General features: G+C 42.0%; 20 protein-coding genes. 12 read left to right on the top strand and 8 right to left on the bottom strand.

Annotation, left to right across the window (positions count from 1 at the left end):
• Nucleotides 1-9: 9 nt before the first annotated feature.
• Together Q0T35_RS02440 and Q0T35_RS02435 are read right to left on the bottom strand one after the other, a co-directional pair.
• Nucleotides 10-270 (bottom strand): hypothetical protein, encoded by a 261-nt coding sequence (locus Q0T35_RS02440; RefSeq protein WP_295840800.1) that lies wholly within the window; start codon nucleotides 268-270, stop codon nucleotides 10-12.
• Nucleotides 271-384: 114 nt separating this feature from the next.
• Nucleotides 385-681 carry a hypothetical protein gene (locus Q0T35_RS02435; RefSeq protein WP_295840798.1) on the bottom strand — a complete coding sequence of 99 codons (297 nt, stop codon included), beginning with the start codon at nucleotides 679-681 and terminating at the stop codon, nucleotides 385-387.
• 164 nt (nucleotides 682-845) lie between these two features.
• Between Q0T35_RS02435 and Q0T35_RS02430 the strand changes: the two genes are divergently transcribed.
• Nucleotides 846-1,952, top strand: a complete 1,107-nt coding sequence (locus Q0T35_RS02430) for a hypothetical protein (RefSeq protein ID WP_293917542.1) — start codon at nucleotides 846-848, stop codon at nucleotides 1,950-1,952.
• Nucleotides 1,942-2,508 (top strand): hypothetical protein, encoded by a 567-nt coding sequence (locus tag Q0T35_RS02425; RefSeq protein WP_295840796.1) that lies wholly within the window; start codon nucleotides 1,942-1,944, stop codon nucleotides 2,506-2,508. Before Q0T35_RS02430 ends, Q0T35_RS02425 begins: the two co-directional genes overlap by 11 nt.
• Here the strand turns inward: Q0T35_RS02425 and Q0T35_RS02420 are convergent.
• The 3 genes from Q0T35_RS02420 to Q0T35_RS02410 all read right to left on the bottom strand — a co-directional run bounded on the left by Q0T35_RS02420 (nucleotide 2,475) and on the right by Q0T35_RS02410 (nucleotide 4,707).
• Complete coding sequence (locus Q0T35_RS02420; RefSeq protein WP_293917538.1) at nucleotides 2,475-3,044, bottom strand: 5-formyltetrahydrofolate cyclo-ligase; 570 nt, start codon at nucleotides 3,042-3,044, stop codon at nucleotides 2,475-2,477. The two genes, Q0T35_RS02425 and Q0T35_RS02420, sit on opposite strands and share 34 nt — an antisense overlap.
• Nucleotides 3,045-3,057: 13 nt before the next feature.
• The gene (locus Q0T35_RS02415) at nucleotides 3,058-3,288 is read right to left on the bottom strand and encodes a ferredoxin (protein WP_293917535.1); all 231 of its coding nucleotides are present in this window, start codon (nucleotides 3,286-3,288) and stop codon (nucleotides 3,058-3,060) included.
• Nucleotides 3,289-3,465: 177 nt separating this feature from the next.
• Nucleotides 3,466-4,707 (bottom strand): U32 family peptidase, encoded by a 1,242-nt coding sequence (locus Q0T35_RS02410; protein ID WP_295840794.1) that lies wholly within the window; start codon nucleotides 4,705-4,707, stop codon nucleotides 3,466-3,468.
• 185 nt (nucleotides 4,708-4,892) lie between these two features.
• On the opposite strand from Q0T35_RS02410, the gene yidD reads away from it, so the two are divergent.
• The 3 genes from yidD to Q0T35_RS02395 are packed head-to-tail and all read left to right on the top strand — an operon-like array spanning nucleotide 4,893 to nucleotide 7,029.
• On the top strand, nucleotides 4,893-5,129 hold the full coding sequence (gene yidD, locus Q0T35_RS02405; protein WP_293917531.1) for a membrane protein insertion efficiency factor YidD: 237 nt from the start codon (nucleotides 4,893-4,895) through the stop codon (nucleotides 5,127-5,129).
• A gap of 6 nt (nucleotides 5,130-5,135) precedes the next feature.
• Nucleotides 5,136-5,990, top strand: coding sequence for a prolipoprotein diacylglyceryl transferase (gene lgt, locus Q0T35_RS02400; RefSeq protein WP_295840791.1), 855 nt, complete (start codon nucleotides 5,136-5,138; stop codon nucleotides 5,988-5,990).
• Between the two features lies 1 nt (nucleotide 5,991).
• Nucleotides 5,992-7,029 carry a glutaminyl-peptide cyclotransferase gene (locus Q0T35_RS02395; RefSeq protein ID WP_295809555.1) on the top strand — a complete coding sequence of 346 codons (1,038 nt, stop codon included), beginning with the start codon at nucleotides 5,992-5,994 and terminating at the stop codon, nucleotides 7,027-7,029.
• Nucleotides 7,030-7,196: 167 nt separating this feature from the next.
• Here Q0T35_RS02395 and lipA read toward each other — a convergent pair whose 3' ends face one another.
• Nucleotides 7,197-8,054: a lipoyl synthase gene (gene lipA, locus Q0T35_RS02390; RefSeq protein ID WP_293917523.1), complete on the bottom strand. Its 858-nt coding sequence runs from the start codon at nucleotides 8,052-8,054 to the stop codon at nucleotides 7,197-7,199.
• A gap of 347 nt (nucleotides 8,055-8,401) precedes the next feature.
• On the opposite strand from lipA, the gene Q0T35_RS02385 reads away from it, so the two are divergent.
• Together Q0T35_RS02385 and Q0T35_RS02380 are read left to right on the top strand one after the other, a co-directional pair.
• Nucleotides 8,402-9,637, top strand: coding sequence for a site-specific integrase (locus tag Q0T35_RS02385; protein WP_004291422.1), 1,236 nt, complete (start codon nucleotides 8,402-8,404; stop codon nucleotides 9,635-9,637).
• Nucleotides 9,638-9,648: 11 nt separating this feature from the next.
• Nucleotides 9,649-10,011 (top strand): hypothetical protein, encoded by a 363-nt coding sequence (locus tag Q0T35_RS02380; RefSeq protein ID WP_004291423.1) that lies wholly within the window; start codon nucleotides 9,649-9,651, stop codon nucleotides 10,009-10,011.
• Nucleotides 10,012-10,088: 77 nt separating this feature from the next.
• Here Q0T35_RS02380 and Q0T35_RS02375 read toward each other — a convergent pair whose 3' ends face one another.
• Nucleotides 10,089-10,394, bottom strand: a complete 306-nt coding sequence (locus tag Q0T35_RS02375; RefSeq protein WP_004291424.1) for a helix-turn-helix domain-containing protein — start codon at nucleotides 10,392-10,394, stop codon at nucleotides 10,089-10,091.
• Nucleotides 10,395-10,425: 31 nt separating this feature from the next.
• Nucleotides 10,426-10,725: a helix-turn-helix domain-containing protein gene (locus tag Q0T35_RS02370; RefSeq protein ID WP_004291426.1), complete on the bottom strand. Its 300-nt coding sequence runs from the start codon at nucleotides 10,723-10,725 to the stop codon at nucleotides 10,426-10,428.
• A gap of 170 nt (nucleotides 10,726-10,895) precedes the next feature.
• On the opposite strand from Q0T35_RS02370, the gene Q0T35_RS02365 reads away from it, so the two are divergent.
• From Q0T35_RS02365 to topB, 5 genes are read left to right on the top strand one after another with little or no spacing between them, the layout of a single operon-like run.
• Entirely contained in the window at nucleotides 10,896-11,057 is a 162-nt protein-coding gene (locus Q0T35_RS02365; protein WP_018676470.1) for a hypothetical protein, read from the top strand.
• A complete protein-coding gene (locus tag Q0T35_RS02360; protein ID WP_295840837.1) occupies nucleotides 10,987-11,289 on the top strand; it encodes a helix-turn-helix domain-containing protein in 303 nt (100 codons plus the stop codon). Before Q0T35_RS02365 ends, Q0T35_RS02360 begins: the two co-directional genes overlap by 71 nt.
• A gap of 3 nt (nucleotides 11,290-11,292) precedes the next feature.
• On the top strand, nucleotides 11,293-11,643 hold the full coding sequence (locus tag Q0T35_RS02355; protein WP_004291454.1) for a helix-turn-helix domain-containing protein: 351 nt from the start codon (nucleotides 11,293-11,295) through the stop codon (nucleotides 11,641-11,643).
• A gap of 20 nt (nucleotides 11,644-11,663) precedes the next feature.
• Nucleotides 11,664-13,235 (top strand): DUF3945 domain-containing protein, encoded by a 1,572-nt coding sequence (locus Q0T35_RS02350; RefSeq protein WP_004291455.1) that lies wholly within the window; start codon nucleotides 11,664-11,666, stop codon nucleotides 13,233-13,235.
• 60 nt (nucleotides 13,236-13,295) lie between these two features.
• Nucleotides 13,296-15,383, top strand: a complete 2,088-nt coding sequence (topB, locus tag Q0T35_RS02345; RefSeq protein ID WP_004291456.1) for a type IA DNA topoisomerase — start codon at nucleotides 13,296-13,298, stop codon at nucleotides 15,381-15,383.
• Nucleotides 15,384-15,495 lie beyond the last annotated feature (112 nt).

Below are 15,495 nucleotides of genomic sequence, written 5' to 3'. Positions count from 1 at the left end.
TTTTGATTTTTACTTATTTCCTGTTGTACTAGGGGCTATTTCTTGTTGAGGCTGGGCATTCATCCCTTGTACTTGAGGATTATTTTCGTTTTTAAGGGTTTTTGAACTATCTATGGGAGATGCCGGCGCAATTTCTTCTTGTCCTTGTGCATTTAATCCGACCATAGGCTGAGTAGGTTTTTCGATTTTATTGCTGTGCTTGTTATCACAAGCTACCAATGAACTTGTTATAATTGTGATGGCAGTAAATTTTAAAAATATTTTTCTCATCACGTAAGGTTTTAAATTAGTTTTCTGAAAAATTGTAATATTTTTTAAATTTCAGAAAAAAGGCTACAAAAATATTGTAACCTTTTGTCGATTTTGTTTAATTTTAAACAAATTTTATTTTGCTTTTTTAGCTTCATCAGCTTTAGGAGCAGGAGCATCAACTTTAGTATCAGCAGGTTTAGCATCAGCAGATTTAGCTTCATCAGCTTTAGGAGCATCAACTTTAGCTGAGTCTGGAGTAGCAGGTGCAGCTTCTGGAGTAGTAGATTCATCAACTACAGTAGTAGTTGCAGTAGAATCAGTTGTAGAAGCAGCATCGTTATTTCCTTTTGCTTTGTCTTTGTCACATGCGATGAATGAAGTTGTAGCGATTACAGTTACAGCTGCAATGTTTAAAATTAGTTTTTTCATTTTGTAAGCTTTTTTAATTAAATATAATTTTAATTTAGAAGACAAATATAGATCAGTTAAACTTTGTTGCAAGATTCAAATGCTTGTAATATTTTTGTAAAACTTTAAAAATAGTTTTACAAAAAATGTATATTAAGAATCAGTAAGTTGTATTTATTTTACAAATGGCGGGACAGGAAAAAATATTCTTTGAGCAATTGAAAAAAGAGGTTACTAAAACCTTTTTAGAAGATTTTCCTACCTTGAACCCTGATATTTCAAAATGGAAAGGATTAGATATTATATATTTTCAAGAACATCTTCGGCAAAGAGTTAAAGGAAATGTTAGTGAAAAGTGGTTTTATACCTACTTTAAGTCTTCTTTTGAAAAATTACCAAGAATTGATATGCTTAATCTCTTAGCTCAATATTGTGGGTATAAAAGAGGTTGGACAGAATTTTTGGAGAAATATAATCTTAATGAAAAAGAAGAAATTTTTAATGTCAATTTATCTAATAAGGAAAAAGACTTCCACAGTTTGGATTCTCAAGACATTTATTTAGAAGATAGAGAACTTAGCAATAAAGGAATAGACGAATATGAGAAAGTAAAGGTTACGAATAAGCAAGAGCAATTAGCTAATTTCAAAAAAATTATTTATATAGTATTAGGCTTACTTAGTACATTGCTTGTAATTATTGGTGTTGATAAATATTATGAGCACATAAACACCTTTGAATTTTGTTTTTATGATGCAGATAGAGGTTCATTGATCAAATCCAAGTTAGAAGTTGTTATACAAAAAAATGGTGTGTCTCCTGAATATTACACTGTTTCCAATGGATGTTTTACCTATAGGTCCTCAAGAGATACACTTAAAATGACTATTAGTTCTCCTATGTATAAAAAAGAGTCTTTTGTGGTAGGGTTAAAAGAAATTCGAGATAAAGGAGATGAAAATAATAGAAATTTCAAATTACGGCCGGATGATTATGCAATTATGCTATATTATTATTCTACGGCCGAAAATAATTCGGATGAAAGCAAAAAATCACAATTTATAAAACAGAGAAAGGAGGAATTAAATAAATTGATTGCGGATGATGCACTTATATATCAAGTTTATGATAATGAATTATTTGGAGTAGAAGTGCTTGATAAGAAAAAATATATTGATTTTATGACAACACCTACTACTTCACTAAAAAACTATGTTCTTATAAATAGTCAGATAAATAAAAACAAAAAAATTGATTTAATAAAATTCAAAATCCAAAAAAATGATAAATAAGCATATAATTCTAATTATTATAATATTTCAGATAAAAGGTTTTGTAGCTTGTAATAATGACAAATATTACGAAGGAGAAAAAGATCCCGTTAAAATAAAAGAATATAATAATAAGGTTTATTACGCCTCTGAAAAGTTGGATTCCTTAGCGGTTATTTCGCACATAACAGAACAAAAATTACAAGAAGTATACGATTTGGCAATTTTAGCAACAGAGAATAAATCTAATAAAGAAATTGATACCCTTATCATATCACAATTACGTGGATATTTTCCTAAAAAGGACACTGCTTATGTGAGTAAAATTGTTAAATATTTAGACTCACTACAAGTTAAATATATAAAAATTGAATTAGAGAAAAAAGAGTTGAAAGATTCAACAATCTTAAATGATTCGGTTGGAGTAATCCATTACAAGGTTCATTACTATAATAATAAGAAAAAGCACTTTTCTACCCAAAAGGATGAGGCAAATTACATTTTAAAGAAAAATCCTGAGAAATTTAAGTCGGAATTTAAATTTTATTTTACCTCAATTGGGAAGCTTGATGAATAGGTAGGTGTAATGATATAGTCTAAAGGTACATCCCAATTTGCATAATCATCAATACTATCAATCGGATCAAAGAAAGAAAGTCCAACCTTAATTGATGAAGAATATTTTTGTAGAAAAGAATCATAGTATCCTTTACCATATCCCACACGATTGCCTAAAAAATCGTAGGCTAGCAAAGGAATAAAAATACATTCTATATTTTTAATAAATAGATTACTTTGGTTAGAAGGTTCAGGAATACCCCATGTATTTTTTTTTAAGATAGTTTCAGGAGAAAGTTCATAATGTAAAAGAGCATTTCCATCAACCTTCGAACAATACACTTTATTTTTATTATCCCACAAATGTTTGATTATTATTGAGGTATCTACTTCTTTTTTCTCAAGAATTGATAAGAAAATATGATAAGAATCAAATTGAGACAATAAAGAATTTTTCCATTGTATGCAAATGTCTTTTGACAAGGCAATAACTTTTTGATCTGAAAGTAAAGTTCTTAACTGTAAAAATTTTTTACGAGCTTCTTTTTTTAGCATAACTAAGTAACCCTTAAATTTTTTTCACGGAAATAATTTTTACTGGACAAGCTTTAGCTGCTTTATCGGCTACATCAAAACAGTTATCATCAGGATTCTTTAATGTGTAGAAGCCTTTTTTTTCTTGAGATCTCAACAAAACGGACTTTCCGTCTTTTTTGGACATACGAAAATTTTCTGGATCAAATTCCGAACAATAATTGCATCCAATACATTTATCTCTTTGAAGTGTTATAATTACCATATATTAAGAAAAAATCTAAGCTAAAATCAGTTTATTCTCTAACTCAACTGCATTTTATTACTCTATAATCATACGCATATACGCAATTTCATCTTTTTCACCAATTATTATTTAACTTATAATGTAGATGACTTTATTAATAAATTTAACAAACCAAAACCAGATAATTTTATCAATTTATACCTTAACAACTTTATATAATTTGTCGGATGGACGAATTTTAAAACTTATCGGTAACGTAAGAATATCTCCTTTTTTCGCTTCTTGAGCCGGTATATCATCAACCATCATTGAAATAACCTCAGCTTCCTGAGAACCGGTGGTGGGACCCTGAATTAATATTTTATCTCCTACACTAAGATTATATGCTTCAATTTCAAATTCACCAATTTTAGTTTTTGGATAAAAATGCCTTCCTTTTCCAATGTATATCTTCTTTTGAGTTGCATTCGAACCCGGATTGTCAGACCATTCGCCAAGCTTTTGACCTAAATAATAGCCACTCCAGAATCCACGATTGTATACGGTTTCCAGCTTTTTTATCCATAATGAAACAGCATCTTTGCAAAAAGTACCATTAGAAATAGCATCAATAGCTTCTCGATAACATTTGGTTACAGTAGCAACATATTCCGGAGCACGCCCTCTTCCCTCAATTTTAAGCACTTTTACACCTGAATCAATAACCTGATCAAGAAAATCAATAGTGCATAAATCTTTAGGAGACATCATATATTCATTATCAATTTCAATTTCAAACCCTGATTCCTGATCAATAACCGTATATTTTTTTCTGCAATTTTGTTTGCACGCGCCTCGATTTGCAGATGAATTATGAGAGTGTAAACTTAAATAACATTTACCTGATACAGCCATGCATAAAGCTCCATGTCCGAAAATTTCTATTTCAACTAATTTTCCATTTGGTCCCTTAATTTGTTCTTTATTGATTTGTGAAGTAATTTTTTTTACTTGACTCAAACTTAATTCTCGACTTAACACCATAGTGTCGGCAAATAAAGAATAAAATTTTACAGTTTCAATATTGGTAATGTTAATTTGGGTAGAAATATGAACTTCCATTCCAATTTGTCTTGCATAAGCTATAACTGCTTGGTCCATAGCAATAACGGCTGTTATAGAAGCAGATTTTGCCCGATCCAAAACAGTTTTTATAATCGATAAATCATGATCGTAAATAATAGTGTTCAACGTAAGATAGGTTCTCACACCTTTGGGAGAACATCTTCTGGCAATCTCATTCAGATCATCCAATGTGAAATTAACAGAGGAACGCGCGCGCATATTTAACTGTTCGACTCCAAAATAAATGGAATCAGCGCCGTTATCCAATGCCGCTTGTAATGATTCAAAATTTCCTGCCGGACACATCAATTCTATCTTTCCACTTACTGTCATTGCTAAACTTAAATTTGACGCAAAAATAAGAAATATAACCTATATAAATAGGAACTCATTATCTAGGATAATAATCTTATAATAGATAATATTAATGTCGATAAATTAGCTTTAGCTAGTTAAATATTTATTAATGCAGAATGTCATCTTAAGGAAAACTGTATCTTTGTAGGGAAATTGATATAATGATAAGGAAAATAACTATATTCCCGATAGTCGTATTAATACGCTTCTATCAGGTTGCTATATCTCCTTGGATGGGAAATAATTGTAGGTTTACTCCCACTTGTTCTGCCTATATGCTGGAAGCATTAAAAACTCACGGATTATTCTATGGGTTTTGGTTGGGAAGTAAGCGTATTCTGCGATGTCATCCTTGGGGAGGAAAGGGTTATGATCCGGTACCTAGAAAAATTAAGTGATAATAGATGAATCAGCTTTTATATATTACATGGGATCCAAGTTTGGGAATATCCATAGGTAGTTTTACATTGAGATTTTACAGTTTGATGTATGTTATAGCGTTTGGATTAGGTTTTTATCTTATGGATTTTATTTTTAAGAAAGATAAGGAAGATAGAAAGTTATTAGATCCTTTATTTATTTATATGTTTTTGGCAGTAATCATAGGGGCAAGATTAGGGCATGTGCTGTTTTATCAGAAGCAATTATTTATACAAGATCCATTAGCCGTATTTTTACCCATACGTACAAAACCTTATTTCGAATTTACTGGCTATTCCGGGTTAGCGAGCCATGGAGCAGCCATAGGGATACTAATTTCCTTATATTTATTTACAAGAAAATATTTGAAACGATCCCTTTATTGGATATTGGATAGAATTGTAATTCCTGTATCAATAGGAGGAATGTTTATACGATTCGGTAATTTTTTTAATTCAGAAATTATTGGAAAGCCCTCTTCTTTACCTTGGGCGGTTTTATTTATTCAACAAGATACTGATGAATACGGAAGCCTAGTACCACGTCATCCTTCTCAACTATATGAAGCTTTAGGATATTTACTATTATTTATTTCTCTAATGTATATATATTTAAAAACAGATAAAAAGAGATATTATGGTTGGATATTTGGATACTTTCTAATTGTACTGTTTGGCATAAGGTTTCTAGTAGAGTTTTTTAAAGAACCTCAAGGAAAAGAGTATATTAATTGGTTAGGCTTAAACACAGGTCAATGGTTGAGTGTACCTTTTATAGCTGCAGGTATTTACATATTAGTGACTGCTAAAAATAGGATTTATACTTCAAAAGCAAAATAAAATGAAAAATCTAATATCAAAACTATTACTATGCATGCTGGTCGTTATAAGTATAATAGGGTGTAAAGACCCTGAAAATATAAGTATCAGTACCAATTTTGAAAAATTAGATGATAAACCGTTACACATAGGAGATAAGCTTCCATTGGATTTTAATACTAAAGACGGTATAATTGATTCGTATAGTATTAAATTAAACGACAAAATATACGATAAGAAAAATATTATCCTGGATGAATCCAATGCTAAATTAGGGAGTAATTATCTCGTATTGACTGTAAACTATAATGGAAAATATAAAAAAGAGATAGATGCTACTTTTACAGTATTTCCAAAAGAAAAAGAGAAAGATATAACCTATAAAATTTTTCAAGAATATCCTCATAATCCTGAATTATTTACGCAAGGATTCACTTATAAAGACGGATGGATTACTGAAAGTTCCGGGCTTTATGGGAAATCATTACTAGTAAAATATAAGCTAGGGTCAACCTCTTATACACAAAGTGTTAAAATTGATCCTAAATATTTTGCAGAAGGATTTGCACTTCTAGATAAGAAATTATATTTGCTAACTTGGAGAGAAAAAAAAGGCCTCATTTTTAATGAATCTGATTTTAAATTAGAGAAAGAATTTACCTATCCCGGCACTTTATTTGAAGGCTGGGGAGCAACTACTATAGGAGATAAAATAGTAGTATCAGACGGTTCTTCAGAATTAAAATTTTACGATAAAAATTTTAATCTTCAAAAAAGGATTACGGTAATCGGATATGAAAATGTTTATTCCAGGATCAATGAATTGGAATATGCTGACGGATATATCTTTGCAAATGTTTTCGATCAGCCCATAATCCTTATCATTGACCCGGAAAATGGAACTGTAATAGCAAAAGCCGATTTTTCAGAATTAGTTAAACAAAATAAATCCAATGAAGAGGCTGTTTTGAATGGCATTGCTTATATGGAAGGAAATACATTCTTAATTACAGGAAAATTATGGCCTAAAATGTATAGAGTCGGATTTGAGATGAAATAATTTTCTAAAGGATGAAGAAATCCTTACATATCTCAAAGAGACTTTATTATAATAAAAAATTGCAACTTAGGAAATGGATTTAATTTTTAAATCCATTTCCTATTTATGGTAATTTAATTTACATCTATAAAAGAAAAAATAAAGTAAAGCCGTTGTAAACTGTGAAATCAATTCACATGTTTTTCGGCATGATAAGAAGAACGTACTAAAGGACTACTTTCAATATGTTTGAAATTTCCTAAACTTCTAGCAAAACTTTCATATTCTTTAAACTGATCAAGCGAAATAAATTCCTTTACTGGAAGGTGTTTTTTACTTGGTTGTAAATACTGCCCAATAGTTATTACGTCTACACGAGCATCATGAATCTCTTTAATAGATTCGTAAACCTCCGATGGTTTTTCCCCTAATCCCAACATAATTCCCGTCTTAGTCCTTCGTTGACCTTGCTCTTTCATATAATGAAGAACATCCAAGCTTCGGTCATATTTTGCTTGTATACGTACTTCACGAGTAAGTCGTCTCACTGTTTCTATGTTATGTGAAATTACCTCAGGTGCAGCCTCAAGAATTCTATTTATATGTTTATGAATTCCTTGAAAGTCAGGTATTAATGTTTCCATTGTCGTACCCGGGCTTATTCGGCGAACAGTCTTAATGGTTTCCGACCATATAATAGACCCCATATCTTTTAAATCATCACGATCTACAGAAGTTAAAACAGCATGTTTTACTTTCATTAATTTGATAGAACGAGCCACTTTTTCCGGTTCCTCCCAATCAATTTCTGAAGGACGCCCTGTTTTAACACCACAAAAACCGCAGCTTCTTGTACAGATATTACCCAGTATCATAAAAGTAGCCGTACCTTCTCCCCAACATTCTCCCATATTCGGGCAACTTCCACTTTGACAAATTGTATTTAGCTTATATTTATCAACGATTTGTCTAAGTTCATTATAATTTTTTCCAGAAGGAAGTTTTACTCGAATCCATTTGGGTTTTGTTAAAGTGGTTGGTTCCATAAAACTAATTTTAACCGTGCAAAGTTACTACAAAAAAGTGAAATGCGGAAAGATATAGTGATAGAATTGAGTTACAAGGGTTTTGGTTGAAGTGGCGATAATCCGTGAAGCCATTACAATCCCTGCCGAAGCCAAATCCTGACGCCGCTACGTTACTTGTTCGTAACCATGCCCGAAAATGCGACAAACGGGTACGAATAGCGAAACAAGGCTCTAAGGAATAGTGAGTTATCCATAACTCATGCGAAAAATCAGGTTACGGAAAAAGATTGCGCCGTTCCTCCCCGTTTTGCGTACCAACACCGGACTCTTCACCAACTAATTTTGAAACCCAAAAATTAAGGACAATGAAGAGTACATTTTCAGTAATCTACTACCTCAAGCGTCAGGTAGTGAAAAAGGACGGGACAGTTCCCGTCATGGGACGCATCACGGTGGACGGCAGCCAGACACAGTTCAGCTGCAAACTGACTGTCGATCCGAAACTGTGGGACACCAAAGGTGGACGTGTCACGGGCAGAAGCACGGCGGCACTCGAAACGAACCGTATGCTTGACAAGATGCGGGTACGCATCAACAGGCATTATCAGGAAATCATGGAGCGTGACAACTTCGTCACGGCGGAGAAGGTGAAGAACGCCTTTCTCGGACTGGAACACCGCTACCACACGCTGATGCAGGTGTTCCGCCAGCACAACGAGGACTACGAGAAGCAGGTGGAGGCAGGCATGAAAGCCAAAGGCACGCTGCTGAAGTACCGCACCGTTTACAAGCACATGCAAGAGTTCCTCGACATCCGCTACCATGTGAAGGACATCGCCCTAAAAGAGCTTACCCCGGCTTTCATCTCCGACTTCGAGATGTTCCTGCGCACGGACAAGCACTGCTGCACCAATACCGTGTGGCTGTACGTCTGCCCGTTACGGACGATGGTATTCATCGCCATCAACAACGAGTGGCTGACGCGCGACCCGTTCCGCGAGTATGAAATCAAGAAGGAGGAAACAACACGCAGTTTCCTGACCAAAGATGAGATCCGCCTGCTGATGGAGGGGAAACTGAAAAACGCCAAACAGGAATTGTACCGCGACCTCTACCTGTTCTGCGCCTTCACGGGGCTGTCGTTCGCGGATATGCGCAACCTTACGGAAGAGAATATCCGCACCTACTTCGACGAACACGAGTGGATAAACATCAACCGCCAGAAAACGGGCGTGGTGTCCAACATCCGCCTGCTCGACATCGCCAACCGCATAATCGGCAAATACCGGGGACTGTGCGGGGACGGCAGGATATTTCCCGTTCCGCATTATAACACGTGCCTTGCCGGTATCCGTGCCGTCGCCAAGCGTTGCGGCATCACCAAGCATATCACGTGGCATCAGAGCCGCCACACGGCAGCCACGACGATATTCCTCTCCAACGGTGTTCCCATCGAAACGGTCAGCTCCATGCTCGGACACAAGAGCATAAAGACGACGCAGATTTACGCAAAGATAACCAAAGAGAAGCTCAATCAGGACATGGAGAACCTTGCCGCAAGATTGAACGGCGTCGAGGAATTTGCAGGTTGCACCATCTAAAAAGAAAAGCCATGAAACGTGACACAATCATCATCGAGGACAAGGCAGTCAGCGTAACCGGTAACGACGTGTGGATGACCGCCACCGAAATAGCCGGATTGTTCCATACGACCGTCCCGGCAGTGAACGCCGCCATCAGAGCCGTCCGCAAGTCGGACGTGCTGAACGACTACGAGGTGTGCCGCTACATGCAGCTTGAAAACGGGCTGCACGCGGACGTGTACGCCCTTGAAATCATCATCCCGGTCGCTTTCAGGGTGAATACCTACAACACCCACCTGTTCCGCACATGGCTGGTGGGAAAGGCACTCTCACAAGAGAAACGGCAGACATACGTGATGTTCATACAGAACGGAAAAGCCGGGTATTGCTGATTGCACATACCCCATAAGACAAGTAAACGGGTAGCACCACAAAAGGTGTCACCCGTTTACTTTTTCATGAAACCGCCTCACTCCAGCGGCTTGCGGTAGTTCGCTTCCAGTACCCCGCGCAGCCCCGTTTCCGGGTAAAGCACCTTCCCTCCCAAAAGTATGAAGGGCAACACGCGGTTGTTGCGGTATTCCTGCAAGGTGCGCCGGCTCACACGGAGCAGTTCCGACACCTCGCCGTCCGTCAGGTAACGTTCCCCGTCCAGCGGAGGACGGTAGCTTTCCAGAAATGCGGACAGCCATTTCGAGCCTTTGCGCATATCCTGCACCACAGAGGCTATCGGCTCGTCTTCCATCGTAAAAACATCGTTGTTCTCGTTCATCATAACTTCGGATTCAGTGGGTGAATAAATCAAATCATCTGCCGTGCGGATAGAGCGTGCCGACAAGCGGTATCAGCCGCTTCACCTCCTCTGGCTTGTAATAGAACCTGCGGTTTATCTGCGAGTAGCCGATAAGCCGCCTGTCACGCAGCGTCTGCAACGTGCGCGGGCTTATTCTCAACTGCCCGCAGACCTCCTCGCCCGTGAGCCATCTTTCCATGCGCCCCGTGTCGCTTTTGCGCCTCAGGGCGGCGACCTTCTCCGAGAGTGCGCCGAATGCCGCCACCATCATCTCGAAAGTCTTTTTCTCGATAGATACTATTTCCATATTCATGTCATTTAGAGTTTGCCGCAAAGGTAACGAAACGGCATACAAGACGTATCGTTTTCCGCTGAAAGGCTGCCTGTTGCGCCGTTTGACCGGGTTACGGAGCCATCTTCCGCAAAAATCTTACGTGAGTCACGTAGTGAGTTGTTAAAGCCCCTTTTGTTTATTGCCGAATTTTGTCGCAGAAACAAAAAGAAAGGACTGAACATGAAAGTGATAACAATGGAAAGTTCCGCCTACAAGGAGATGATGGCGCAGATTGCGAACATCGCAGGGTACATCCGCGAGGCAAGGGACGAGAAGAAACGGAAGCGGGAAACCGAAGACAAGCTGCTTGACACGGCACAGGCGGCGAAGATGCTCAACGTGAGCAAGCGCACCATGCAGCGTATGCGCACCGACCACCGTATCGAGTATGTGGTGGTACGCGGAAGCTGCCGCTACCGCCTTTCCGAGATACTGCGGCTATTGGAGGACAACACAGTAAGGAACGAGGAAGGGACAATAGACACCCTGTTCCACAACCACACGCTGCGCACGGGCGGCAAACCAAAAGGAAGGAGGACATAGGTCATGGAACTGCTCACACGAAACAACTTCGAGGGCTGGATGCAGAAGCTGATGGAACGGCTCGACCGTCAGGACGAACTGCTGCTGGCGATGAAGGCTGAGGGGAAACAGCCCACTATCACGGAAAGCATCCGCCTTTTCGACAATCAGGATTTGTGCATGTTGCTCCAGATAAGCAAACGCACCCTCCAACGCTACCGCAGCGTAGGCGCATTGCCCTACAAGACGCTGGGCAAGAAGACCTATTACAGCGAGGAGGACGTGCTGACATTCCTTTCCAACCATATCAAGGACTTCAAAAAGGAAGATATAGCCTTCTACAAGGCTCGTATCCATAATTTCTTTCATAAATAACCCATTAAAACATTTTTCAGATGGCAAAGAAAAAAGACGAAAAGGACGTGCTGGTAGTCCGTGACGAGAAGACAGGCGAGATCAGCGTGGTAGCCGGGCTGAACGCGGACGGCACACCCAAGCGCACCCCCGCAAAAGCGGAGAACGCGCAGAGTTTCCTGCAATTCGACCGACATGGCGACGTGCTGGACAACTTCTTCAAGAACTTCTTCCGGCAGTGCAAGGAACCCAGCCGCTTCGGTTTCTACCGCATTGCGGCAGACCAAGCTGAAAATCTCTTAGAGGTGATGAAGCAACTGCTGAAAGACCCCGAAGCGAACAAGGAGCTGCTCGCCCCTCACAAGGTGGACACCTCCGACTATGAGAAGAAGGTGCAGGAAGAGATGGCAGCACAACAGACAGAGAAACAAGAACCTCAAAAACAGGAGAACATGGAACAACGGAAAGAACAGCAACAGGACAAATCCGAACAGATGCAGGGCAAACGTGGCTACCAGCCCATCGACGAGAGTAAAATCAACTGGCAGGAGCTGGAGGACAGATGGGGCGTAAAGCGGGACAACCTTGAAAAGTCCGGCGACCTTACGAAGATGCTCAACTATGGCAAGTCCGACTTGGTAAAGGTCAAACCGACCTTCGGCGGCGAATCATTCGAGCTGGACGCCCGCCTCTCCTTCAAGAAGGACGGTGAGGGAAACATCAGCCTCGTGCCGCACTTCATCCGCAAGGAGCAGAAGCTGGATGAGTACAAGGAACACAAATTCTCCGACAATGACCGGAAGAACCTCCGCGAAACGGGCAATCTCGGTAGGGTCGTGGACATTGTGGACAGGGAAACGGGCGAGATCATCCCCTCCTACATCAGCATCGACCGCAAGACGAATGAAATCACGGACATTCCGGCAAGCAGGGTGCGCATCCCGGAGCGCATCGGCAAGACGGAAATCACCACGCAGGAGCGGGACATGCTCCGCGCCGGACTGCCCGTACGCGACAAGCTCATCGAGCGCAACGACGGCAGAAAGTTCGTCACCACCCTGCAAGTGAACGTGGAGCAGCGCGGCGTGGAGTTCGTGCCGGGAACCGGCAAGTCGCCCCGTACCGCACAGACACAGGAAACCAAAGGCGACACATCGAAAAGTCAGGCGCAGGGCGGGGAAAATGCCGCACAGACCAAGAAGGAGCAACGCCGCAACACGTGGACGAACGAGGACGGCAGCATCCGCCCCATCAGCAAATGGAGCGGCGTGAGCTTCACCGACCAGCAGAAAGCCGACTATGTGGCGGGTAAAGCCGTGAAGCTGGAGAACGTGACCGACAAGCAGGGCTTCCATGCCACGATGTATATCAAGTTCAACCCGGAGAAGGGACGCCCGTACCGCTACGACACGAACCCTGACAATGCACAGCAGGTTGCTCCGTCCAACGAGAGCCGCACGCAGGTGGCGGTGAACAACGATGGCAAGACCAACGAGGCTACAAAGAATCTGAGAGAGCCGTTGCAGAAAGGTCAGACCAACCCGAAGGACGCCCGCCAGCAACAGCAGCAGGAGAAGCCGCAGAAGAAAACGGGCAAGGGCATGAAAATGTAATCCCGTGTCCGCCACTGAATCCAAAATAAAATCCAAAGTATCAACAAAAAAGAAGAAGACATGAAGACAATCATTGCAGAAAAGCCCTCCGTGGCACGTGAAATCGCCCGCATCGTGGGCGCGACAAAGAGAGAGGAAGGATATTTCGAGGGAGGCGGTTATGCCGTGACATGGGCATTCGGACACCTCGTTCAGCTTGCCATGCCCGACGGCTACGGCGTGCGCGGATTTGTCCGTGACAACCTCCCGATTATTCCCGACACATTCACGCTCGTCCCCCGTCAGGTCAGGACGGAGAAAGGTTACAAGCCCGACAGCGGCGTGGTGTCGCAGATAAAAGTCATCAAAAGACTGTTCGACACAAGCGAACATATCATCGTGGCGACCGATGCCGGACGCGAGGGAGAGCTTATCTTCCGCTACCTCTACCACTATACGGGTTGCACCACTCCTTTCGTGCGCCTGTGGATCAGCTCTCTCACCGACAAAGCTATCCGCGAGGGACTGCGGAAACTCGAAGACGGCAGCAAATACGACAACCTCTACCTCGCCGCCAAAGCGCGGAGCGAATCCGACTGGCTCGTGGGCATCAACGGCACACAGGCGTTATCCATCGCCGCCGGACACGGCACGTATTCCGTGGGGCGGGTGCAGACACCAACGTTGGCTATGGTATGTGAACGCTACTGGGAGAACCGCCGCTTTACGTCCGAAGCATTCTGGCAGCTCCATATCGCAACGGACGGTTGCGACGGCGAAGTCGTGAAATTCTCATCCTCCGAGAAATGGAAAGAGAAAGAACCGGCGATGGAACTATATAATAAGGTAAAGGCGGCAGGTTGCGCCACTGTCACGAAAGCCGAGCGCAAGGAGAAGACGGAGGAAACTCCCTTGCTCTACGACCTGACCACGCTCCAGAAAGAAGCCAACGCCAAGCACGGCTTCACGGCGGAACAGACGCTTGAAATCGCGCAGAAACTCTACGAAAAGAAGTTGATAACCTATCCGAGAACGGGAAGCCGCTACATCCCCGAAGACGTGTTTGCCGAAATTCCCAAACTGCTCGCTTTCATCGGCACACAGCCCGAATGGAAAGACAAGGTGCGGGCAAAAGCCGCCCCGACACGCCGCAGCGTGGACGACGGCAAGGTGACAGACCACCATGCCCTGCTCGTCACGGGTGAGAAACCGCTCTTCCTCTCCAAAGAGGACAATACCATCTATCAGATGATTGCCGGGCGCATGGTCGAGGCATTCTCTGAGAAATGCGTCAAGGATGTGACCACTGTCACGGCGGAATGTGCCGGAGTGGAGTTTACCGTAAAAGGCAGCGTCGTGAAGCAAACCGGATGGCGTGCCGTCTATGGCGAGGAAAAAGAGGAAATTACCATCCCCGGCTGGCAGGAAGGCGACACGCTGACACCGAAAGGCTCGTCCATTACCGAAGGAAAGACCAAACCCAAGCCGCTGCATACCGAAGCCACCCTGCTCTCGGCAATGGAAACGGCGGGCAAGGAAATTGAGGACGACGCACTGCGGCAGGCGATGAAGGACTGTGGCATCGGTACTCCCGCCACACGCGCCTCCATCATCGAAACGCTTTTCAAGCGCGGTTACATGGAACGCTGCAAGAAGTCGCTTGTTCCCACCGAAAAAGGACTTGCCCTCAATTCCGTCGTCAAGACGATGCGCATCGCCGATGTTGCCATGACGGGCGAATGGGAAAAGGAGCTGGCGCGTATCGAGCGCGGGGAACTGTCCGACGACACCTTCCGCAAGGAGATAGAGGCGTACACACGTGAGATAACCTCCGAACTGATCTCGTGCGACAAGCTCTTCGGCAGCCGTGACTCCGGCTGCGCGTGTCCCAAGTGTGGCACGGGCAGGATGCGGTTCTACGGCAAGGTGGTACGCTGCGACAACACGGAGTGCGGACTGCCCGTGTTCCGGCTGAAAGCGGGACGCACCCTGTCCGACGATGAAATCAAAGACCTGCTCACCGAAGGGCATACCAAGCTGCTCAAAGGGTTCAAGAGCAAACAGGGCAAGAGTTTCGATGCTGTTGTCGCCTTTGACGGGGAATATAACACGACTTTTGTGTTCCCGGAGGCTAAAAAGGACAAGAAATTTTCAGGACGGAAGAAATAGTATTAACTTTGCCACTTGTTCAGAGTAATGAATTGTTCTTCGATACCGGATTACACTCATACTTTGGATTTAGTGGTGGCACTCGGAGGGATACCGAGTGCCTTTTTCTTCC

The organism is uncultured Apibacter sp., from assembly GCF_946479295.1.
Classification (GTDB): domain Bacteria; phylum Bacteroidota; class Bacteroidia; order Flavobacteriales; family Weeksellaceae; genus Apibacter.
The sequence above is the reverse complement of the archived record's forward strand: the minus strand, read 5'-3'. Positions and strand labels throughout refer to the sequence as shown.

Coding starts and splice junctions, on each gene's coding strand:
- Q0T35_RS02410 (WP_295840794.1), bottom strand. CDS start 4,707: ATGACAGTAAGTGGAAAGATAGAATTGATGTGTCCGGCAGGAAATTTT.
- Q0T35_RS02435 (WP_295840798.1), bottom strand. CDS start 681: ATGAAAAAACTAATTTTAAACATTGCAGCTGTAACTGTAATCGCTACA.
- Q0T35_RS02425 (WP_295840796.1), top strand. CDS start 1,942: ATGATAAATAAGCATATAATTCTAATTATTATAATATTTCAGATAAAA.
- Q0T35_RS02420 (WP_293917538.1), bottom strand. CDS start 3,044: ATGCTAAAAAAAGAAGCTCGTAAAAAATTTTTACAGTTAAGAACTTTA.
- Q0T35_RS02395 (WP_295809555.1), top strand. CDS start 5,992: ATGAAAAATCTAATATCAAAACTATTACTATGCATGCTGGTCGTTATA.
- Q0T35_RS02355 (WP_004291454.1), top strand. CDS start 11,293: ATGGAACTGCTCACACGAAACAACTTCGAGGGCTGGATGCAGAAGCTG.
- lgt (WP_295840791.1), top strand. CDS start 5,136: ATGAATCAGCTTTTATATATTACATGGGATCCAAGTTTGGGAATATCC.
- Q0T35_RS02440 (WP_295840800.1), bottom strand. CDS start 270: ATGAGAAAAATATTTTTAAAATTTACTGCCATCACAATTATAACAAGT.
- Q0T35_RS02370 (WP_004291426.1), bottom strand. CDS start 10,725: ATGAATATGGAAATAGTATCTATCGAGAAAAAGACTTTCGAGATGATG.
- topB (WP_004291456.1), top strand. CDS start 13,296: ATGAAGACAATCATTGCAGAAAAGCCCTCCGTGGCACGTGAAATCGCC.
- Q0T35_RS02385 (WP_004291422.1), top strand. CDS start 8,402: ATGAAGAGTACATTTTCAGTAATCTACTACCTCAAGCGTCAGGTAGTG.
- Q0T35_RS02430 (WP_293917542.1), top strand. CDS start 846: ATGGCGGGACAGGAAAAAATATTCTTTGAGCAATTGAAAAAAGAGGTT.
- Q0T35_RS02350 (WP_004291455.1), top strand. CDS start 11,664: ATGGCAAAGAAAAAAGACGAAAAGGACGTGCTGGTAGTCCGTGACGAG.
- lipA (WP_293917523.1), bottom strand. CDS start 8,054: ATGGAACCAACCACTTTAACAAAACCCAAATGGATTCGAGTAAAACTT.
- Q0T35_RS02415 (WP_293917535.1), bottom strand. CDS start 3,288: ATGGTAATTATAACACTTCAAAGAGATAAATGTATTGGATGCAATTAT.
- Q0T35_RS02375 (WP_004291424.1), bottom strand. CDS start 10,394: ATGATGAACGAGAACAACGATGTTTTTACGATGGAAGACGAGCCGATA.
- Q0T35_RS02380 (WP_004291423.1), top strand. CDS start 9,649: ATGAAACGTGACACAATCATCATCGAGGACAAGGCAGTCAGCGTAACC.
- yidD (WP_293917531.1), top strand. CDS start 4,893: ATGATAAGGAAAATAACTATATTCCCGATAGTCGTATTAATACGCTTC.